The 21,023-nt window shown below is 56.4% G+C and carries 21 protein-coding genes; 7 read left to right on the top strand and 14 right to left on the bottom strand.

All coding sequences use genetic code 11. The annotated features are described in order from the left end of the window. Positions 1-10: 10 nt before the first annotated feature. The 3 genes from topA to LAO21_12540 all read right to left on the bottom strand — a co-directional run bounded on the left by topA (position 11) and on the right by LAO21_12540 (position 4,024). Complete coding sequence (topA, locus tag LAO21_12530) at positions 11-2,512, bottom strand: type I DNA topoisomerase (protein MBZ5553541.1); 2,502 nt, start codon at positions 2,510-2,512, stop codon at positions 11-13. A gap of 90 nt (positions 2,513-2,602) precedes the next feature. Then, entirely contained in the window at positions 2,603-3,715 is a 1,113-nt protein-coding gene (gene dprA, locus LAO21_12535) for a DNA-processing protein DprA (protein MBZ5553542.1), read from the bottom strand. An 84-nt stretch (positions 3,716-3,799) separates the two neighbouring features. After that, entirely contained in the window at positions 3,800-4,024 is a 225-nt protein-coding gene (locus LAO21_12540; GenBank protein MBZ5553543.1) for a hypothetical protein, read from the bottom strand. On the opposite strand from LAO21_12540, the gene dacB reads away from it, so the two are divergent. The 6 genes from dacB (at position 4,017) to LAO21_12570 (ending at position 10,034) form a co-directional block, all read left to right on the top strand. Next, complete coding sequence (gene dacB, locus LAO21_12545) at positions 4,017-5,606, top strand: D-alanyl-D-alanine carboxypeptidase/D-alanyl-D-alanine-endopeptidase (GenBank protein MBZ5553544.1); 1,590 nt, start codon at positions 4,017-4,019, stop codon at positions 5,604-5,606. The genes LAO21_12540 and dacB overlap by 8 nt on opposite strands. A gap of 3 nt (positions 5,607-5,609) precedes the next feature. Beyond that, positions 5,610-6,518 (top strand): histone deacetylase, encoded by a 909-nt coding sequence (locus tag LAO21_12550; protein MBZ5553545.1) that lies wholly within the window; start codon positions 5,610-5,612, stop codon positions 6,516-6,518. Positions 6,519-6,976: 458 nt separating this feature from the next. Further along, complete coding sequence (locus LAO21_12555) at positions 6,977-7,813, top strand: hypothetical protein (GenBank protein MBZ5553546.1); 837 nt, start codon at positions 6,977-6,979, stop codon at positions 7,811-7,813. A gap of 51 nt (positions 7,814-7,864) precedes the next feature. Then, positions 7,865-8,794 (top strand): diacylglycerol kinase family lipid kinase, encoded by a 930-nt coding sequence (locus tag LAO21_12560; GenBank protein MBZ5553547.1) that lies wholly within the window; start codon positions 7,865-7,867, stop codon positions 8,792-8,794. A gap of 13 nt (positions 8,795-8,807) precedes the next feature. After that, the gene (locus tag LAO21_12565; protein ID MBZ5553548.1) at positions 8,808-9,392 is read left to right on the top strand and encodes a glycerol-3-phosphate acyltransferase; all 585 of its coding nucleotides are present in this window, start codon (positions 8,808-8,810) and stop codon (positions 9,390-9,392) included. Between the two features lie 153 nt (positions 9,393-9,545). Then, positions 9,546-10,034 carry a GNAT family N-acetyltransferase gene (locus LAO21_12570; GenBank protein ID MBZ5553549.1) on the top strand — a complete coding sequence of 163 codons (489 nt, stop codon included), beginning with the start codon at positions 9,546-9,548 and terminating at the stop codon, positions 10,032-10,034. 118 nt (positions 10,035-10,152) lie between these two features. Here the strand turns inward: LAO21_12570 and ubiA are convergent, their stop codons facing one another. The 3 genes from ubiA to LAO21_12585 are packed head-to-tail and all read right to left on the bottom strand — an operon-like array spanning position 10,153 to position 11,843. Further along, a complete protein-coding gene (gene ubiA / locus LAO21_12575; GenBank protein MBZ5553550.1) occupies positions 10,153-11,022 on the bottom strand; it encodes a putative 4-hydroxybenzoate polyprenyltransferase in 870 nt (289 codons plus the stop codon). A gap of 9 nt (positions 11,023-11,031) precedes the next feature. Beyond that, complete coding sequence (locus LAO21_12580) at positions 11,032-11,700, bottom strand: UbiX family flavin prenyltransferase (protein ID MBZ5553551.1); 669 nt, start codon at positions 11,698-11,700, stop codon at positions 11,032-11,034. Further along, positions 11,697-11,843, bottom strand: a complete 147-nt coding sequence (locus LAO21_12585; protein MBZ5553552.1) for a hypothetical protein — start codon at positions 11,841-11,843, stop codon at positions 11,697-11,699. Before LAO21_12585 ends, LAO21_12580 begins: the two co-directional genes overlap by 4 nt. An 18-nt stretch (positions 11,844-11,861) precedes the next feature. On the opposite strand from LAO21_12585, the gene dtd reads away from it, so the two are divergent. Continuing rightward, positions 11,862-12,311: a D-tyrosyl-tRNA(Tyr) deacylase gene (gene dtd, locus LAO21_12590; GenBank protein ID MBZ5553553.1), complete on the top strand. Its 450-nt coding sequence runs from the start codon at positions 11,862-11,864 to the stop codon at positions 12,309-12,311. A gap of 136 nt (positions 12,312-12,447) precedes the next feature. Here dtd and LAO21_12595 read toward each other — a convergent pair whose 3' ends face one another. The 8 genes from LAO21_12595 to dnaK all read right to left on the bottom strand — a co-directional run bounded on the left by LAO21_12595 (position 12,448) and on the right by dnaK (position 20,995). Further along, positions 12,448-13,317 (bottom strand): hypothetical protein, encoded by an 870-nt coding sequence (locus tag LAO21_12595; protein MBZ5553554.1) that lies wholly within the window; start codon positions 13,315-13,317, stop codon positions 12,448-12,450. 584 nt (positions 13,318-13,901) lie between these two features. Further along, positions 13,902-14,624, bottom strand: coding sequence for an FAD-dependent oxidoreductase (locus tag LAO21_12600; GenBank protein ID MBZ5553555.1), 723 nt, complete (start codon positions 14,622-14,624; stop codon positions 13,902-13,904). Between the two features lie 287 nt (positions 14,625-14,911). After that, entirely contained in the window at positions 14,912-15,127 is a 216-nt protein-coding gene (locus LAO21_12605; protein MBZ5553556.1) for a hypothetical protein, read from the bottom strand. A 117-nt stretch (positions 15,128-15,244) separates the two neighbouring features. Then, positions 15,245-16,111 (bottom strand): hypothetical protein, encoded by an 867-nt coding sequence (locus LAO21_12610; GenBank protein MBZ5553557.1) that lies wholly within the window; start codon positions 16,109-16,111, stop codon positions 15,245-15,247. Between the two features lie 96 nt (positions 16,112-16,207). Continuing rightward, a complete protein-coding gene (locus LAO21_12615; protein MBZ5553558.1) occupies positions 16,208-17,011 on the bottom strand; it encodes a 16S rRNA (uracil(1498)-N(3))-methyltransferase in 804 nt (267 codons plus the stop codon). Next, entirely contained in the window at positions 16,972-17,811 is an 840-nt protein-coding gene (gene prmA / locus LAO21_12620; GenBank protein ID MBZ5553559.1) for a 50S ribosomal protein L11 methyltransferase, read from the bottom strand. The genes LAO21_12615 and prmA overlap by 40 nt, the downstream gene beginning before the upstream one ends. 51 nt (positions 17,812-17,862) lie before the next feature. After that, complete coding sequence (gene dnaJ, locus LAO21_12625) at positions 17,863-18,999, bottom strand: molecular chaperone DnaJ (protein ID MBZ5553560.1); 1,137 nt, start codon at positions 18,997-18,999, stop codon at positions 17,863-17,865. Positions 19,000-19,189: 190 nt separating this feature from the next. Then, positions 19,190-20,995 carry a molecular chaperone DnaK gene (gene dnaK, locus LAO21_12630; protein ID MBZ5553561.1) on the bottom strand — a complete coding sequence of 602 codons (1,806 nt, stop codon included), beginning with the start codon at positions 20,993-20,995 and terminating at the stop codon, positions 19,190-19,192. Between the last annotated feature and the right edge of the window lie 28 nt (positions 20,996-21,023).

Raw genomic sequence — 21,023 nt, forward strand, 5'->3', positions numbered from 1 at the left:
AATCTTGTCATTACATCGAACTCGGCTGTTGGGCCAATGTTTCGACTGCGTCTTCCTGGGGTGGGATCCGCACCTTCCAATGACAGGCGGCATTGGAACACTTCCGGGTAGTGCCCCCCTTCTTGGTGTGGTGCTCCAGTACGTATTTTGCACCACATTGGGGGCACGGTTCAAGGATTGGCTTATCCCAAAGTGTGAATTTGCACTCCGGGTAACGCGTGCATCCATAAAACACCTTCCCGAACCTCGACTTTCGCTCGGCGATGTCTCCCTGGCCGCACTCGGGGCAGACAAGGCCGACCGTCTTGTGCTTCACATACTTGCACTTGGGGTAATTGCTGCACGCCGTAAATTCACCGTACCGGCCATGCTTGATCACGAGCTGGTTGGCGCACTCGGGACATTTCTCTTCGAGCAGGACGTCCGTCACCACTTTCCGGGCGCCCTTCTGATTGACGATCTTCTTGGTCGTGCGGCAATCCGGATAGCCCGTGCAGGCCAAAAACGCCCCAAACCGGCCTCGCTTCAGGACCATCGGTTTCCCGCAGTTTTCACAGACTTCCTCGGAGACATCCGGCATTGTTCCTTCAGCGGGGGAGGTCACCGTACCGTTTGTATCGGCGATTTCCTTGGTCAGCTCCCGCGTATTCTTGCACTCCGGATACCCGCTGCAGGCCAGGAAGCTGCCGTGCCGTCCCCATTTGATCACCATGGGCTTGCCACACTTCTCGCACACTTCGTCCGTCGGCTTCTCCTCGCGCTTGACATCGCGCATGTTCTTCTTGGCCTGGCTTAAGTCCTTTTCGAATTTCTCGTAAAACTCCCGCATCGCCTCGGTCCAAGTCAGCTTGCCTTCCTCAATTTCATCCAGTTCTTCCTCCATGCGAGCGGTGTACTGAATGTCAAAGATGTCGGCAAAGTGCTCGACCAGCAGATCATTGGTAATGACGCCCAGTTCCGTGGGGTAGAACCTCCCCTGGTGCTTCTCAACATACTCGCGTTCCTGCACGGTATTGATGATCGTCGCATAAGTGGAAGGCCGCCCGATGCCCTTCTCCTCCAACGCCTTGACCAGGGTGGCTTCGTTGAAGCGGGGGGGAGGCTCCGTGAAATGTTGCTCCGGTTTGATCGCATTAAGCTTTAGCTGCTCCCCCTTGCTCACCAGGGGAAGCTTATGTTCCAACTCTTCGGACTCCTCATCCTTTTCGTCCTCGTCCTTGGATTCGTCATAAACGGCGAGGAAGCCGTCGAATCTCAAAACCGATCCGGTGGCCCGGAGGAGGTATTTTCCGGCATGGATATCGATCGTCGTCTGATCAAACAGCGCCGGCATCATTTGTGACGCGACAAAACGCTGCCAGATCAGCTTGTACAGTTTGAACAGGTCCGGTTCGAGGAACGGCTGGACCGTTTCCGGGGTCCGCAATACGGAAGTGGGGCGAATGGCTTCGTGAGCGTCCTGGGCGCCTTTCTTGGACCGATAGTGAATGGCCTTCTCCGGAAGATACTTCTCCCCGTAAGTCGACGCAATGTGCCGGCGGCAATCTTCCAGCGCCTCGCTGCCCACCCGGGTTGAATCGGTTCGCATATACGTGATCAACCCGACGGTCCCTTCGTCGCCCAGGTCGATCCCTTCATAAAGTCGCTGCGCAAGCGACATCGTCTTTTTCACCGTAAATCGGAGCTTGCGCGACGCCTCCTGCTGCAGTTTGGAGGTAATGAACGAAGGAACGGGATAGCGCTTTTTTTCCTTGGTGGCGACCGCATCAACGATGAATTCGGATTGCTTCAATGCCGCGACCACGGAATCGGCCTGTTGCTGGTTCGAGATTTCCAGCTTTTCCCCGGAAAACTTAATGAGGCGCGCGTCAAAATTCGGGGGCAGGTGCGCCGCAAGGTTGGCATCAATGGTCCAGTACTCCTGGGTCACAAAGGCCTTGATTTCGCGCTCCCGTTCCACAATCAACCGGACCGCCACGGTCTGCACCCGCCCGGCGGATATGCCCCGCCGGACCTTGTCCCACAGCAGCGGTGAAACCATGTAACCCACCAGACGGTCCAGGACACGGCGCGCCTGCTGAGCGTTGACCAGGTTCTGATCAATCTTGCCCGCGTGCCGGAACGATTCCTGGATGGCCTTTTTCGTGATCTCATTAAACATGACCCGGAGAATGATCTTTGCAGAGGTGGTCTTTTTTGTCCGCCCGTGGTTTCCAACCAGCGCCTCGGCGACATGGTAACCGATGGCTTCCCCTTCGCGATCCGGGTCAGTCGCGATATAGATGGTCTCCGCTTTCTCGGCGGCGGCCTTCAGTTCCCGGATGACCTTTTCTTTCCCCGGAATGGTTTCGTACGTGGGTTCAAAGTTATCCTTGATTTCCACGCCCAACTTCCGGCGTGGCAGATCGCGGATATGCCCCATGGAGGCCTTGACGGCGAAGTCTTTCCCCAGGTACTTATTGATGGTTTTCGCCTTGGCGGGCGATTCAACAACAACTAAGGATTTTGTCATAGCAACCTACATTCGGTCCGGCTACCCTGTAAAGATTCTCGACGATCGGGAAGCGGTTGGTTGTGAGGGTCCTCACGGCCGATCCTCTTATTATGCCCTCCGCACAAAACACTTTCCCGGCAGCTGCCGGATCTGGTCTTTGAGCTCGAGTTCCAGCAGTGCTCCCAGCAATTCCGAATGGGAAAGCCGGGTGCGCGACATCATGACGTCAATGTGCAGGGGCTCATCCACCCGTAACACATCATAAACCCTTTTCTCCTCCCCGGTCAGTGTCGCATCAAACAAGGATGCTCCCGGCCGCTCATCCGGTTGCACCGCGAGCAGGCGATCTTTCACCCGAACGGGACACTCTTCTACCACATCTTGCCATGTTTGCACCAGCTTGGCGCCTTGCTTGATCCAGAGGTTGGGGCCAAACGCGGTCTTCTGCGTGATGTTGCCGGGTACCGCGAATACCTCTCGATTCTGTTCGCACGCCAGCCGCGCGGTAATCAAGGAGCCGCTGTATTCGGCCGCTTCCACGATCAGGGTTCCCAGCGAAAGCCCGCTGATGATGCGGTTCCGAATCGGGAAATTCTGAGGGGCGGGAAAGGACCCGATCGGAAATTCACTGAGGATCGCTCCATCTTTCAAAATTTCCCCTGACAATTTCCTGTTCTCCTTGGGATAAATCACATCGATCCCGGAACCCAGCACGGCAACACTCTTTCCCTTCCCCTCGAGCGCTCCCCGGTGCGCTGCTGAATCAATGCCGCGAGCCAGCCCGCTGGTGATGGTCAACCCGCGGCAAGCCAGATCTCGTGCCAACTGAGCCGCCATTTGTAAGCCGTAGGTCGTTGCGCGCCGGGCTCCCACCACGGAAATAGAATCGGTCGCGAGCACCTCGGCTTGACCCAATAGATAAAGCAGAATAGGAGGGTCAAAAATCTCCTTGAGCAGGGGCGGATAGCTGGCACTGTCCAAGGGAAGCAGGGTTACCTGAAGTTGATGCGCCTTGGAAATCTCGGCGTCCGCCTCCTCCAGGAGCTTTTGGCTCGAGAGTCGGGCGGCAACCTCTTTCATCACCCCGGCGCCCATCAGTTCAGAAAGGGTGAGTGAAAGAATCCGATCCGGGCTTTCGAACTTGGTCAAAAGCGCGTGGACCGAGCGCAATCCCAGTCCGCTCAGTAAAGAAAGCGCCACCCAAGAACGTAATTCAGCCATATTGAATTCCGATCGTTGGGGGAAGGATCGTGAATCCAATCTACGCCCCACCGAATCTCGTTGTCAAGCAGTTTTGGGAACAACTCACCGCCGAGACGCAGAACTGCAGAGACCATAGAAGCGCCAGTGGAGTCTCCATGAGCCGATGGTGCTCTCCCGCTTGAATTCACCTTTGCACTCCTCCATCAAGCCGCTATAATACGCATCCAACCGCTCTTCGATTGTTGCAGGATCGACCAACAGAGAGTTAATGAGTCTCTTCACTTCAAGAATTCGACCCGACGAATCAATGCAAAAGATCATGTCCATTGAAACATTCTCCCGCAAATACAATTCAAGAAAGATCGTCCTTTTCTTTTTGGTCCTCTTTCTTGTTGGCTCCCCGGAAATGCTGGCGCGAAAGAAAAAGACGCCGCCACCGACCCTGGCGCAGCAAATCGAGCAGATATTGAATTCTTCTTCGATCTCCAACGGTTTTTTAGGGATCGAAGTCTACTCCGTTGAACGCAAGAAGATCATCTACGCGAAGGACGCGGGGCATCTCTTTGTTCCTGCGTCAAACACCAAGCTCTTTACGACCGCCACGGCCCTCGCCCAACTTCCCGCCGACCTCCGTTTTCACACCACACTGGAATCGAGCGGCAAGATTGATAAGTTTGGGCGATTGAACGGGGATTTGATTTTTGTGGGGCGAGGGGATCCTAATCTTTCCAACCGGCCTTTGCCCTATGATCCAAAGGCCCCTCGTTCCGCCCCTCCTTTGTCGGCTATTGAGAATCTCGTGAATCAATTGGTCGCCCGGGGAATCACGACGATTGACGGGGACATCGTGGGCGATGATTCTTATTATGTGAACGAGCCGTACGGAGATAGCTGGGGGTGGGATGATCTGATCTGGGGTTATGGGGCGCCGGTCAGCGCCTTGACCCTCAACGACAACGTTTTTTCGTTGTCCATTTCACCAGGAGAGGCGGTTCGAGACCGGGCGTTCATCACCACGGATCCCTTTTATCCCTCCGTCAAGCTTCAGAATGATCTGATTACTACAGCCCCGGGGACAGAGCGCCACGTTCACGTCGACCGCTCTCCCGGCAGCAACCTTCTTCATCTCTGGGGAACCCTTCCGCAGGACGCCAAGACGGACCAGGAATTGATTGCCATCGCGGAACCCGCCCGACTTGCCGCGGAAACCCTTCGCGATACCCTGCGCAGCAAAGGCATCCGTGTGTATGGGGATTTACGCGTGCACCATCGCGAAGTCTGGGAGTTGAGTCCGGCCATTGCGGTACGCCCGCTGGAAAATCCAAAGAGGGCCGTTCTCGCTGAACTGGTGTCCCATCCCTTGCGCGAAGATTTGAAAATCATCGCCAAGGCCTCACAGAACCTTCATGCGGAGATGCTTCTGAGGCTGCTGGGAGCCCAGGTCAGGGGCGAAGGGTCGGTGCGGGCAGGGCTTCAAGTCGAAAAGGAGTTTCTGAAGGAAGCGGGCGTTGACGATAAGTTGTTTTTATTCGGCGATGGCTCCGGCATGGATCCCCACAACCTCGTCGCGCCGCATGCAGTCGTACAGCTATTGAGCTATCTCTGGGAACAGCCTTATCGCGATGTTTTCATCGATCTGCTCCCGGTGGGCGGCGTTGATGGGACGCTTGCCTCTCGATTCAAAGGAACCTCACTGGCTGAAAAGGTCCACGCCAAAACGGGAACCCTGACCCACGTGAATGCGCTTTCGGGATATGCAACTCCCCCCAGCGGAGAGCATGTTATCTTTTCAATATTGACCAACAATCACCTTCAAGACTCGAAAATCGCCACAGCCACCATGGACAAGATTCTCGAGACCATCCTCACTTACCGGGAGCCCAGTCCCAAAAAATCCGGCAAGAAATAGCCCATGACCATCATCTACTCCGACCGGTACGACCTGAATCTGGGCGATCATGTGTTCCCGACCGTGAAATATCGAAAAACGAAGGAGCGCGTGCTTGCCGACGGGCTCTGCTCCGCTCCCGAGATGGTGAGTCCTCCGCCGGCTGACGATGAACAGGTGGCGCTGGTGCATAGCCGCGAATACATCCGGAAGCTGAGAAAGGGAAAGCTGAGCACGGGGGAGATTCTGCGGATGGAAGTACCTTACTCCCGGGAGGGCGTGGATGCGGTCTGGTTATCGACGGGCGGGACGATCGCCGCCGCTCGATGTGCGCTCACGGAAGGGATCAGCGTCAATCTGGGGGGCGGGTTCCATCATGCCTTTCCCGATCACGGAGAAGGCTTTTGCATGCTGAATGACGTGGCGGTGGCCATCCGCGCCCTCCAGAAGGAGTCCGTCATTCGTACCGCCATGACCGTCGATTGTGACGTCCACCATGGCAATGGCACCGCCGAGATTTTTCACGCCGACCCCACGGTCTTCACGCTCTCTATCCACCAGCTCCACAACTATCCCGCCATCAAACCACCCTCGAACCTGGACATCGATCTCCAAGATGGAACAGGGGATGAAGAATACCTGGAGAAACTCTCCCAGGGGCTGGACAAGTCTCTGGGTGAATTCAAGCCTGATTTCATCGTCTATCTCGCAGGGGCGGATCCATACCGATATGATCAACTGGGCGGACTCTCGCTCACACTTCAGGGCCTTTTCCGGCGCGATGAGTTGGTGTTTCGAATGGCGAGAGAGAAAAGCATTCCCGTAGCGGTGACCCTGGCCGGCGGTTACGCCTACCGGGTTGAAGACACCGTCACCATTCACACCAACACCGTCCGAGCCGCCAAGGATGTCTTTACAAATCAAAGCTCATAGGGCGAGCCGGCAGAGTGAAATTTGGGGTTTGGAACTTATTTGGAGTTTGTCCGCCGCAGGCGGATTGGAATTTGCTCTTCTGGGTGGGTGGCGCACACATCGCGCTTTGTGCGATGTGTGCGAGTCATCTGAGGAAACGGAGTTCCACTGCGGACTCACAACGACGTATCTGCAGGTTCAAGAGAAACTGATAGATCGAGACGAGCCAATTCTGACATCGATGGCTCATGCCAAATATCTACCAAAATGGAAGAATTACACCAGTGACGGCGTCATCGTCTGAGCAATGCTGAATTTGTCCAATGTCCCGACCTGACCCCACAGACTGTCTTCTCCGACGCGCTTCAGCAATTGCAAAATGCGAAGATGTGACCCTCTTCTTATGCTACCTGTGTCCGCCGTCACATTTCAATCCCCACCAATTTGGGATATAATAAACGGCACTAAATGAGGTCGATATGAAACTAAAGCACATTCTTCTTATTGTCTCTTGCCTGTTTTGTTTAACCACGCTGCTCCTGGCGCAGGAGGATCTCGGCGAGGTGGCGCGCAAAGAGCGCGAGCGGCAGGCGGCCCTCAAGCAAAAGGCCCGCGTCTTTACCAACCAGGACGTGGTGACCAAACGTCCCGACCAAACTCAGCCCCCCTCGGCTGAAGCCTCCAAATCGGCGTCGGAACAGGAACCCGTCGACTCTCAAGGTCACGGCGAGAAGTATTGGAGCGAGAAATTCATCGCCGCCAAGAAAAAGGTCGCCGATGCCGAGCAAAAGCAAAAAGACCTCGAGGCCCAGGTCCGGGACTATAACTACAGGCTCTTGAACCAGACCGATGTGTACGATCGGGAGCATCTCTATATGCCGCTGATCGACCAGGCCAATAAAGACATGGAGAAGAACAAGCAGGACCAGGAGGAGACCAAGGCAGCCCTGGATGATCTCTATGCCGAGTTGGCCAAGAGCGGGGCCCCCCGGGAATGGGCTGACTCAACGCTCGCCGCCGAGGACAGACCTCCTGAGCACCCGACGCTGGAGTACTACGAGGAACAGCTTAAGAAACTCGATGCCGAATATGAAGCCCAGGAACGATCCTATAGGGTCCAGCGGTTCCAGTTGATCAACCGACGGTTGCCGACCGATCAAGACTCGCTGGATGCCGTGGACCAGAATTATGGGTTGGGGTCCGATCCATCCCTCCCCCAGCTCGACACTAAGATCAATGAGATCGAGCAAAAGCACAAGGAGGCCCGGGACGAGCTGATTCGCAAGGCCGGCGCCGCCGGGTTCTCGATCTCCTAGTCCCGAGACCAGCCGATTTGAAGACACACCCTTGAACGCCGGAGACGGTGGTTGTCCGATCAGCCGCGAATCGTTGCTGTCCTGAATCCCAGCTCAGGCCATGGGGAGGGGCGACGTTTGCTCCCGCGGATCCAGGCGTCCTTCGCTCAGCGCTTCGGAAACCGGGCGCGCGTCGTTGTCACGACAAGCGCCCAGCATGTCCGTGAGCTCGCCCGTGCTGCCGCACAGCAAGGCGCTGAGATCTTTGCGGTCTGCGGGGGGGATGGCACCGTTCATTACGCGATTCAGGAACTCGTGCATACCTCAACCGCGCTGGGGCTTGTCCCCATCGGAAATGGCAACGATCTGGCCGTTAACCTGGCAATCCCCCCTGAACCCGAAGATTCCATCAAGGTCCTTTCAAATGGCATCATACGGTGCATTGATGTCGGCCAGGCCCAAACCGCTTTTTATTCCTGCATCGCCGGGGTCGGACTGGACTCGGAGGTGAATCGCCGCGCCAACGATCCGAAATGGTGGATCCGGGGGCGCGCCCGTTATCCCCTGGCCATCCTTCAAACGCTGATCTCTTTCCGCCCCCGAACGGTCCGGATACGCTGCGACCAGCAGACTTTCGAGGGGCCGATCATGTTTGCCGTGGTGGCGAACGCTTCCAGCTATGGGCGGGGGATCCGGATCGCGCCCATGGCCGCCCTGGATGACGGGATGTTGGATGTGTGCATCGTCAAGGCCATGTCGAAGCTGGAATTGCTTCGGGTCTACCCTCAAACCTACAAAGGAACCCATGTCGACCATCCCGCCCTGGTCAAGCTCCGGGGCCGGGAGATTGAAATTGAATCTGACCATCGCCTGGAGCTTTTTGGGGATGGGGAGTACCTCGAACCGACGCCAACCCGGATCCAATTGATTCCGCGCTCGCTGCGGGTCGTGGCGCCCTGTCAGGGGGACGTTCGAGGTCAACGGCCAGGTACACTCGAGTGATTTCTTGCAGACCATGAAGCTTCCGCCATCTCTCCTGCTTGTTCTTTCACCGCTTCTGGCCTACCTCATCGGCTCGATTTCCTTCTCCTTTCTTCTCGGAAGAATCCGTCGCCGTGATCTCCGGACCGCGGGCAGCGGAAATCTGGGTGCTATGAATACCGCACGCATCCTGGGTCCGGTGGCGGGGTTCATCGTCCTGGCTTTGGATATGGCGAAAGGCTTCGCGGCCGCCCGGTTGGCCCAGGAAATTACACGGAACGAGATGGCGGTCCTCGCATCCTGCCTGGCGGTTCTACTGGGACACAACTATTCTCTGTTCCTGAGATTCAGCGGCGGCAAAGGACTGGCCACGGTGGGCGGATTTCTGTTGGTGATTTCGCCGATCACCTTTTTCGCTGAACTGGTCATCGCGGGAGGAACCTACCTGTTCAGCAGAGATGTCCACCATGCCGCCGTGGCCATGATCGTGACGTTTGCTCCCCTGCTGGGTTTGTTTACACATTCGTGGAAATACTTTATGCTGGGCTTGGCTGTGGCGGGATTGAGCGGGATTCGTCACAAGAAAGAATTCAGGCAATTGCTTGGAAGGTTTGCATAAGTGAATCTGGACCTGGCGAAATGAGGCAACTCACCTCCCACAACTCGCGCAATGAATGGTTCTGCAAGCGCATCGAGGTAGTTCGCGAAACTGCCGGCCGGACGCCCGCGCACCGGACCCGCCGCTCTCGCAAGCAAGGACAACTTGACCCCCATGTCTAAGATCCACGTTTCCATTCGACCGATCGAGAAAGCGGACTTCGACACGCTCTGTGAGATCGATCAAGCCTGCTTTCCGCCGGGCGTGGCGTATTCCACTTGGGAAATGCGCTGGTTCCTGACACGCCGGGGCGCCTTCGGGTTTCTGGCCGAAATTGGCGATCCGGCGAACCTCCCGTCAGGGGAGCGTCCCATCGCCGGTTTCATTGTGGCGTGGAAAGTGCAGGGCAAGGCGGGTCACATTATCACGCTCGACGTCCTGGAGCGCTATCGCCGTCTCCACATCGGCAGCAATCTGATGAAGAAGGTGGAAGAAGAGTTCCTCAAGGCACAAATCCGCGTCGCGCTTCTCGAGGTTTCCGTCAACAACACGGCGGCCCAGGAGTTTTACAAGGGGTTTGGCTACAAGGTGAATGAGCGGCTCAAGAATTACTATCCCACCGGTGAGGACGCCCTGGAGATGGCCCGCTGGTTTGAAGAGTAACTTCTGTCCCCTGATTCAAGCCTCTTCAACGACTTCAACGCGGAGGCGCGGAGTTTGGCGTAGCGAATGATTTCGGGTCGACTCTGCGTCTCAGCGGTCATAACTGATTCCCCTGTCTTTACCGTTTCGACCACCACAGGACATCGGCGCCCACCGCCAGCAACAACAGGATTCCTATGAACCCATTCACGTTGAAAAAGGCCGCATTGACCCGCGAAAGGTCATGGGGCTTGACGAGGTTGTGCTCGTAGGCCAGCAATCCCGCAACCAACGCGATCCCCGCCAGGGTCAGTGCCCCGAGATGAAAGACCACCACCAATAGCACGAGCAATATCACCATGATGACATGGAAGAAAGAAGAAACGAAAAGCGCAGTGCGGATGCCCAACGATTTGGGGAGTGAAAAGAGGCCGGCTTGCCGATCGAACTCGACGTCCTGACAAGCGTAAATGATGTCAAAACCGCCTGTCCACAACGTCACGGCCGCACATAGGATGAAAGGCTGCCAATCGAGGGTCCCTTTCACGGCAATCCACGCTCCCACCGGAGCCATCCCCAGGCAGAAGCCGAGCACGACGTGAGACCACCGGGTAAAGCGTTTGGTCCAGGAGTATCCCAGCAGAATGGCCAGGACGAAAGGCGAAAGGATGAGCGCCAGGCGATTGAGCTGCGCGGCGGAATAAAGAAACAAGGCGCCTGCAATCACCGTAAAGATCGCGGCAAAGCGAACGCTCAGTTTGCCGGTCTGCAACGGGCGCATCCGGGTGCGTGGATTCACGGCATCGTAAGCCCGGTCCGCAATCCGGTTGAACGCCATGGCCGCACTGCGCGCCGCCACCATCGCCACAACGATCCACAACAGGATGCCTCCTCGAGGTACTCCGCCGGCCGCGAGAAGTGCTCCCATCAAAGCGAAGGGCAGCGCAAACACGGAGTGCTCAAACTTGATCATTTCGAGGGTCGTCTTGAGCTCGTGAAGGATGGGCATGTTCGAAGCTCAGTGCGAGGATTTCCAGTGAAAGGCCGCCGGCTGGTCCAGCCCGATGTGCGAGAGGAGCCGAAAGCAGAATTGATCGACGAGGTCAGAGATGGTTTTCGGATGATAATAGAATGCCGGCATGATGGGGAAAAGGGTGGCCCCTGCATGGGCCAGGCGCGCCATGTTTTCCAGGTGGATGGCGTGCAGCGGTGTCTCCCGCACGGCCACGACGAGAGGCCTCTCCTCCTTCAGCATGCAGTCAGCCGCGCGTTTGATCAGGTTGTCCACGACGCCATTGGCGAGGGCTCCCAGCGTCCCCACACTACAAGGTAGGATGAGCATGGCATCGACCCGATGCGAACCGCTGGCGATCGACGCGCCAATGTCGTCATTGGAATGCTCGATAAGCTTTCCCGACGGATGGCCCAACAAGGCCGAGGAAAGCTTCATCGAGCCGGTCGGCTTTAACCCCAACTCATCCGCCAGCACATAGCGGCCGCCATTGGAGATTATAAAATTAATCGTCGCAACTCGAGCATCCGCCTCCAGCATCTGCAAAACACGTTGAGCGAAGATTGAGCCGCTCGCTCCCGTGACGGCCAGGGTGATTTCCTGGGTCGAACGGGTGTCCCGGCTGCCGGACGATGCCTCGGAGGGTGCTCGGATGCCTGATGGACGCTTTGTCATTGAAGCGTGAGTGTAATCAGAAACCCGGAGGCGGTCAAAATATTTTTGATAATATGGACCTTGTCCAGGCGGACTTTGACACCTGTGCGGCCGCCTGATTTATCCCCGCTCTTTCGCATTTCCGTGAGCGGGTCAATGCTCATCCGGAGATTTCCTGGTCTATGAGAGCCGTGATACAACGCGTCAAGCAGTCCAAGGTCATGGTGAACGATCAGGCCGTCGCCAGCATCGGAAGAGGACTATTGGTCCTGCTCGCGGTAATGAAAGGCGACAATGAAGAGGATGCGCGGCACCTCGCCCAAAAAACTATCGAACTCCGGATCTTTGAAGATGAAAATGGGAAGATGAATCGAAGCCTTCAAGAAGTAGGCGGCGCCATGCTGGTCGTGTCCCAGTTTACTTTGGCAGGAGACTGCAGAAAGGGACGCCGGCCTTCGTTCGATGACGCCGCCGATCCTGCGACAGCGCGCTCACTGTACGGCCAGTTCGTGGAGAGTGTCCGAAGCCAAAACATTCCCACTCAGACCGGAAATTTTCAAGCCATGATGCAGGTCCACCTCGTCAACGATGGCCCCGTAACCCTCTTGCTTGACAGCCGCAAGTCGTTCTAGCAGGGCTGCCCTGTATCCATTTTCCAAGAATAGTTCAATCCCAAGAGCCAGCCTGAACAGGCTCGTGCCTCCGCAACGATTCACTCGCCGCTCACCCTGGCAGAAGCTGAAAGACAAGACCTCCGAATGTGCGTCGCTATCTCGGTTGGCTTCCGGACTTCTCTGTGTGGATGTCCTCCAGGGTCACCGGCGCCCCCCCATAGATGTTTCCTTTCGCCACCAGCGCTGTAGCGATGACACCATCATTGCTCGTAACGCCGGTAAGAGACAGTTTCCCCACAAAGTTGTCCACATTTGCCAACTCGGGAAATAACTGGCTTACAAATAGCGCTCCATGCTCCAGCGGCTGGAGCTCGAGGCCGCCCTCGGTTCCTCCGATCAGGGTTCTCATCAAGGTTCCGGAGCTGTCATAGAGCGATATATTCATGCGTACCTGATAATTGTATGGGTTCGCGGCAGCCAGACCCGTGTCTTCCTCTTTCGACTTACTGCGGACGACGGCGATGGACATTCCCCCACACACATGCATCGGGGAAACTCCTACGCTGCTCATGGGGAACCCGGTGGTGGCAGGGTCTCCACGGTAAATGGTATAGAAGAGATAGCCTCCGATATTGTGACCGTTCTTCTCAGTCACACGCAGCCATCCCGCCTTCAACCCCCCCGTAGCGCTGCTCTCAAACTTGCACGTGCCATCCCCGCGGAGAACATAGCTGTCGGCCGTACTCCCGCCGCTGCACGTGGTCTTAAAACCCAATGCGAGGGGGACGGGTTGCCCGGCATCTGTTACTCCTTCATAGGATTCAATGCGAATCTCCCGCGCACTGGAATCCGGATTGGATATGATCAGGGTCGTGACCCACCAATCCTGTCCGGTTTGTCCGTTGGCGACTTGAGCGAATCGAAGCTGAGCGTTGGGATCTGTCTGCCCAGGAGAGAGAGTAGTCAAGAGAACCACAAGCGATACGATGGCGATCAAGTAAACAGGAAACCTTTTAAGTCTCATGAAGCCCTCCTGTTCGGTTGACATATAAGTTCGGATTTCTTCACTTTTTCGCAAGGGAATGCACTGAGGAAAGAAGGTTCCACAACACAGTTCATGCGCTCAGTCCGGAGTTCTGTCTGAACCTCAAAGAAATCAAAAGGAAGATCGACTTACCATGCGCAGAGAAAGTTGACGGGGAAGGTAGTGGCAAGGCACTGCTCCGTGTTCTAGATCTATCCCAGCCAAGTGCGTCAAGGTAGTGAATTCGCCCCGGCTCCCGGCGAGGTTTTGGTCAGATCGTCAACGCATTCCCCCGCCGCAGGCGGCCCGGACGCAGGTATTGGCGCTTTACTCTGTCGTGATGCGTGAGCCGGATGGGGTTACGCATACCCAAAGCCTGAATGGGTTTGCGCAAATCTCGGCTCGAAAACAATCGATTTTTTACGACATAGATTGTGAAACTTTTCCCTATCTTTGTCAATATTCGCCTCGCCAGGAATTTTTCATCGATCCTGAGGTCTTTGAGATCGGCAGGTTCGCCGAGAGGGAAAATGAATGAAAGGCGTCAAAGTTCAGATCACCACAGGTGTTTGAGACTTCGCGCGCTAATATCCGCCAAACTCTTCGCTCCGAATATTGTCGTCGTTTACCCCGGCCTCATTCAGCAGGGTATGAACGCCGTCTACCATCCCCGGCGGGCCCACCACGTAATAAATCGGATCGGCAAGATGTTTTGAATGCCTCATGAGCATATCAACACTCAGGCGTCCCTTTTCGCCTTCCCAGTGACGGTGAGACCTCTCTGGCGCCGTCATGAGGCCAATGCAGGTGAATTTCTCATTGAGTGACTGGAGCTTTAGAAGTTCCTCGAGGAACGCGGCATCCTCGGGGCGTCGATTGCAGTACATGAGAACCATGCGATGGGGCAACCGTGTTTCAGCCGCCTGCACGACCATGGACCGGAAGGGGGTAATTCCAATTCCACCCGCGAGCAGCACGGCGGGCCTGACGGCGTTATTGTGTAAAACGAAGCTTCCATAGGGCCCTTCAATCTCCACTTCAGTGCCGAGCGGCATGGACTTGAGAACTCGCTTGAAGGCGGTATCACGCATTCGCGTGGCGAACATAAGGTCCTCTTCAAAAGGGGCACTCGCAATGGAAAAGGAACGCGCAATCCCCTCATCATCCTTCTCAGGAGGATTGATCAGAATGACGTCCACATACTGACCGGGTTTAAACTGGAAGCCCGGGGGTTTTTCGAAATAAAACGCCATCGTCCCCTCGGCGACATCCCCGCGCTTGACAAGCTTGGTATGGAAGGCTCCCATCCGTTTCCTTTCACGACCATGAATTGACTGCAATCGATCGCATTTGGCATTGTCCCTGCCAAAATTTGTTTTCGATGTAAGGAAACAAACATTGTTCGCCAGGCCGGTTACACTTGCCTGCTTTCCAGAATCTCCTCCCTGTCCGGTCTCGGTGCCGTTGCTCTGCCCGGAAGCCACCGTCCCCGGCGTCCGCCGATCTTCTGATCCCAAAAGAAAAGGGATGAGGTCAGTTCTCCTCATCCCTGTCTTTGATCCTGTAAATGAACTGTGTGCGACAGCCGGCGTTCTTACATGGTCTTCGCTTTGTCCCCGCATTTTGCCAGGGACAGATTGTTTGCCTTGTAACATTTTCCCACGTCATTCAGATCCTTCGAGCCCGCCTTGACATGGCAATATGCGCAATTCTTGCCTTCCTTCTTCGAATACTCCGGCTTCGCAAGGCTGAACGATGCCACAACAATCAATGTGAGCACAAAAACGAATAACAACTTCACATAACGCATAACAGGACTCCTCCTCGGTTTAATGATTTTTGTTGGTATTGACTTGACGCATTTACTCCTCCCGCCACAAGCTCCTCAGATGCGCCAAGGGGGCTGAGGGTTGTGAAATCCTTGAATTCACTTCGAAACCGCGGACATGGGAATCTCGAAAGCCTTGAAATCCTTGCTGACTCCGAAGGTAATCCCTGATTGCGGATCCACCCGGGTAATTCCCTTGATGGCAGCGACGTCCCAGCGAAACCCGGCTGCCAGGACTTGAAGGCCGAGCCGCGCCTGAGACAGACTCTCTGTCCCCAGAGGAGCTGGACCGCTCCGTGTCGACCATCGTCCGTTAATCTCTCCAGCCACCGAGACATGCGGAGTCAGCGGATAGATCCCCGCCACACCATAAGTCACGACATCGTTCTGGGAGAACAGCTGCGTGGGAGATGTCAAAATCCCGACGCCGATGTTAGAAAAGGTGTTGAGCTTGCCGAAATGTTTTCCGAAAAGGAAAGAACCAAAGACATTGGTGGTATTCACACCGATTCCGTGGCTTTGATCGCTGTTCGGCAATTGGACGGCGACGCGAAATCCCATGGAGGGACGCCGCCGGCCCTCCGGCAGGATTCGGATTTTCGTGGCCAATACGAAGTCACCGATGTCGGTCGCAGACCGGCCATCCCCGCTCAAATGGGGCGTCACAAAGGAAGGAACTCTCTCGTTCACCGTGAGAAAATTCGCGGCTGTCCCGCTCAACTGGAATTCCGCCGTCTCTCCCAAGCCGATGTTGATCCCAATCACGCCGGCGCTGGTGAGGTCTCCTTTTAATCCGGAAACCGGAAAACGCTCATTCTGCAGGAAGTCAAATCCGAACTCGAACAGGATGTGTCCCGGCTTGACCAGGTCGACGTCCTGGGTCAACAAGGGACGCTGTTGCGCCCACCCGCCCACGGGCAGCATCACCCCTGCAATGATCAATAGTGTGATCCCACGCAATCTCATAGATGGATCAGGTCCCTTGAGACCGGCCCTTGGCCAGAGAAGGACGTCATGATAGCACAGCCGAAATCTGAAGTTCAAAAGGAAATCTATTCGCTTCTAATCGTCCATTTCATAACCCAGAATGGCCAGGCTGGATACGGCGGCGGTCTCGGTCCGAAGAATTCTCTCTCCCAGCGAAGCCGCGTGAAATCCGGACTGTTCCGCAAGAGCGATCTCTTCAAGAGCCCATCCGCCCTCCGGCCCGATGGCCAAGGTGACTCCGGGGCACGTTCCACCCACCGCCTCCCTGCGGCGGGGCTCCTGAATCTTCTTGAGGACAGATTTCAGCGAGGGAGTCTCCGGTCTCTCGCTCAGGAGTATGTTGAAGTTTCCCGTCGTTTCAGAAACCGCCTGAGTGAAGGGGGAAGGCGTTCCGAGAGCCGGGAGGTGCAACCGGCGGCATTGCTTGATCGATTCAATCAGGATCTTTTGCCAACGCTCAACACGGGCGTTCGTCATGGTGCTCCATTTCGCCTCGGTGTGGGCCGTCACCAGCGGAACCACCCGGGTGACTCCCAATTCCGTTGCCTTTTCCAAAATCCACTCAAACTTCTCAAACCGTACGAGGGCCTGCAGAAGCACGAGACGATCGGGAGCCGGAGGTGGAATCAGTGTTTGCTCCCGGATTCGGCACTTGACTTCGCCACGGGTGGAAATCGTCTCCACCGCGGCTCGCGCCCATCGGCCCTGTCCGTCGATCAGTTCGAATAGATCGCCGGCCCGCGCCCTTAAAACGTCTCTGAGGTGATGGCCCTGCTCGCCGCCCACGACGACGTAATCATCCGACCAGTCCGTGGCGCTGACGAAGATCCGCCGGTCAGTCATCGAACCGATCGCTTTCTTGCAGTCAGGCACACCCATCCGTTGGTGGTTTCCTTTCTTTCCAGCAAGAATTGATGTTGCTGCAAAAGGTCTTGAATGAGTCCCGTCTGCTCCTCCAGAATTCCAGAACAGGTCAACCAGCCGGGTGCCACAAGCACCCGATTGAACTCGGGCCACAGCCGGTCAAGAATGCCGGCACTCAAGTTTGCAAAACAGATTTCGACCGATTCATCGCGCAGGGCATCCAACGAACCGATCCACACTCGGACATTCGTGCTTGCTCGATTGAGAGTCAGATTGGCGGTAGCGACCTGTACCGCAACCGGATCGGTATCGCACGCGAAAACATTTCTGGCTCCATGAAGCACCGCCGCGATGGCGAGGATACCGGAACCGGTGCCAACATCAAGCACCGTGGATCCCCGGATCGGCAGCTGTTCCAGCGAGCGCAGGCACAGTTGGGTCGATTCATGGGTCCCCGTTCCAAAGGCCATCCCCGGCTCGATCCTGATTTTCATCCGGGGCTCCGCGTCCGGTTCTTCCCCGGAGACCCCAGGGAGCACGAGAAAGGACGCGCCCACGGAAAACGGGTGCAGCGCATCCCGCCACTGCTTTGACCAATCCTCGTGAGGAACCCAGGTCCACGTCAAGGAAGTCCGGGATGTCTCCGAAAGCTGCGGGGCCAGTGAATCGAGGAGGCTAGGAAGGAAAGGCGCAAGGTGAGGGGGGAAAAAGGCGCACAAGGTTACTCGAGCAGCGTTGAAGTTCTGTACCTCAACGCCGGTTGATCCCCTCTCGTCGAAGAATCCGACCAGGTCATCCTCTTGACAACTCGGCACGGTGACCGAAATAACGAGAGATTCCATGGAAGGCAGGATCTGAGGAACGCTCTACCCGAAAATGTCTTTCACTTTTTCAAAGATTTTCTTCTCGGCCGGTTTGTTTTCAACCGAAGAGACCGTTGCCAGCTGTTCCAGCAAGCGGCGCTGTTCACGGGTGAGCTTCTGGGGGGTTAAGATCCGAACGGTGATGAAAAGGTCTCCGCGGCCATGACCATTGATGTTGGGAATGCCTTTGCTGCGGAGGCGAAAGGTGGTTCCCGACTGTGTTGCCTCAGGAATTTTCAACTGCTCCTCGTCGCCCTCAAGGGTCGGCACTTTGATCTCCGCACCCAGGGCCGCTTGAGAGAAGCTGATGGGGACATTGCAGTGGAGATCGACCCCCTCCCGTTCAAAGTAGGCATGTTCCTTGACATAGATGACCACATACAGATCGCCCCACTCACCGCCACGTGCCCCGATGTCACCCTCCCCCGTAATCCGGAGACGGGACCCATTATCGACGCCGGCAGGGATTTTGATTTCCAGGGTTTTCTCGGCTCGCACGCGACCATTGCCGCGGCATTCCTTGCAAGGGTTGGTGATGACCTCCCCCGTCCCGCGGCACTGACCACAAGTCCGGCTGATGGATAAGAAGCCCTGCTGATAACGCACCTGCCCGCGCCCCTGACATTGAGGGCAAGTGGTCGGCCCAGCGCCTTTTTCGGAGCCGGATCCCCCACATTCCTTGCACTGCTCGAGGCGGGGGACTCGGATTTTGGTTTTAACTCCAAAGGCGGCCTCTTCAAAGGAGATCTGGAGGTCATATCGGAGATCCGACCCGCGCTCCCGGGAGGAGCGACGGCGTCCCCCTCCTCCACCTCCGAAAATATCGCCGAAACCAAAAAAATCACCCAGGATGTCGCTAAAGTCGGAAAAGACGGTCGGATCAAATCCACCGAACCCGCCTGCTGATCCGCTCAGCCCCTGGTGACCGAAACGGTCATAGACACTGCGCTTGTTCGCATCACTTAATACGCTATAGGCTTCTGCGGCTTCTTTGAAATTCTCTTCGGCTTCCTTGTTGCCGGGGTTCTTATCGGGATGGAAGCGCATCGCCATTCTGCGGTAGGCGCTTTTGATTTCCTGATCGTTCGCGTCACGGGAGACGCCCAGGATTTGATAATAGTCGCGAGTCGTATTGGCCACTCGAAAAAATCCTCTCCTACCCAAACCTTCTTCTCCCCAGTCCACTCGAGACGCCTGAAGGAGATCCCCAGGATGTCTTTCCTTCCATTTCCCGGGAAGGAGACTCTGAACTTTTGAGAGAAAACAGGCGCGGGTCCCCTGCGTCCGGCTTCGGCGGCACCGTCCGGCTCCGCCGCCGTACGGAAGAAGGCTAGCTCGGGGAGAGCATGAGTTGTTTCAAACGGGCCGCCACTTCTTCCACTTCGGCGACAGCCCGGTTCAATGCGTCGATCTGACGAGACTCAATGGCGTGGCGGGAAGTCAGGAAAAGATCCTTGACCCTCTGCTGCTCTTCGTCCTCCAGCATCCATCCGAATTCCTCGAATGATTTCCGGGTGTTCTGCAACAGGCCGTTGAGGTGATTGAGGAGCATCGTTTCCTCCCGTCGTTTGCGATCCTCCTCGGCGAACCGGTTGGCTTCTTCGACCATTCGCACGATCTCTGTTTGTGTCAGACCGCTGGAGGGCGTGATTCGGATCGCTTGCGCTTGCCCCGAATGCTGGTCCTTGGCGGAAACGTTCAACAACCCATCGGCGTCCACGTCGAAGGTCACCTCGATTTGGGGAACGCCCTTGGGGGCCGGGGCGATTCCCATCAGCTCAAATTTACCCAGCGATCGATTTCGATGGGCGATTTCACGCTCTCCCTGGAGCACATGAATCTCGACCGTGGATTGGCCGTCGGCCACCGTGGTAAAGATCATGGTCTTCCGCGTCGGGATCGTTGTATTCCTTTCCAGAAACTTGGTCATCAAACCGCCGTGTGTCTCGACGCCGAGCGACAGGGGAATCACGTCCAGCAGGACAATGTCTTTGATCTGACCGGACAGGACCCCGCCCTGAATGGCCGCCCCGATGGCCACGACCTCATCGGGGTTGATGTCGAGCGAGGGGGCTTTTCCAAAGAACGACTCCACGCGCGATCTCACCAGAGGCATCCGCGTCTGCCCGCCCACCAGAATCACATGATCAATCTGGTCGGAAGACAGGCCCGCATCCGAAAGCGCCCGCTCGCAGGGCTCGACCGTGCGGTTCACCAGTTCGGTGGTCATCTCCTCAAGTTGAGGGCGTCCCAGGGTCCGGTTAAAGTGCTTGGGGCCCGCCTCGTCCGCTGTGATGAACGGCAAGTTCAGTTGTGCTTCGAGGGCGACCGACAATTCGCATTTGGCCTTCTCGGCGGCTTCTTTGACCCGTTGCAGCGCCAGCCGGTCCTCCTGAAGGTTGAGGGTGGTCTCCTTCTTAAACTCCTCGACGATCCACTGGACGATGCACTGATCGAAATCTTCTCCGCCCAGAAAGCTGTCGCCGCAGGTCGACAAGACTTCAAATACCCCCGCGTTCAATTCCAGGATGGAGATGTCGAACGTGCCGCCTCCCAGATCAAAGACCGCAATCTTCTCTGATTGCTTCTTTCCCAACCCATAGGCCAGGGCGGCCGCCGTGGGCTCATTGATGATCCGGACGACATTGAGGCCGGCAATTTTCCCGGCATCTTTGGTGGCCTGCCGCTGGACCTCATCAAAATAAGCAGGAACGGTAATGATGGCGTCGATGGCCAGCGTCCCCAGGTAGTCTTCGGCGGCCACCCGGAGCTTCTGCAACACGTAGGCGGAGATTTCGGGGGGGCTGTAATCCCGGTCCTGGATCTTGATCCGCACGTCGCCGGTCGGCGACTGCGAAAGCTCATAGGGCAGGAGAGATCTCGCCTGTTGAACCTGCGGTGTCGAGAGCTTCCGCCCGATCAGCCGCTTGACCGCGTAGACGGTATTGCGATGATTGGTGATGGCCTGCCGGCGTGCAATCTGGCCGACCAGTCGCTCCCCTTTTTCCGTAAAAGCGACCACGGAGGGTGTTGTTCTTCCCCCCTCCTGGTTGGGGATCACTTGGACTGCGGCTCCTTCCAGCACAGCCATGCAGGAGTTTGTCGTTCCCAAATCGATGCCAATGATCCGGTTCATTGAACAAGCTCACTCTTCAACAAATTTG

It is taken from the genome of Terriglobia bacterium, from assembly GCA_020073085.1.
Taxonomy (GTDB): domain Bacteria; phylum Acidobacteriota; class Terriglobia; order JAIQFV01; family JAIQFV01; genus JAIQFV01.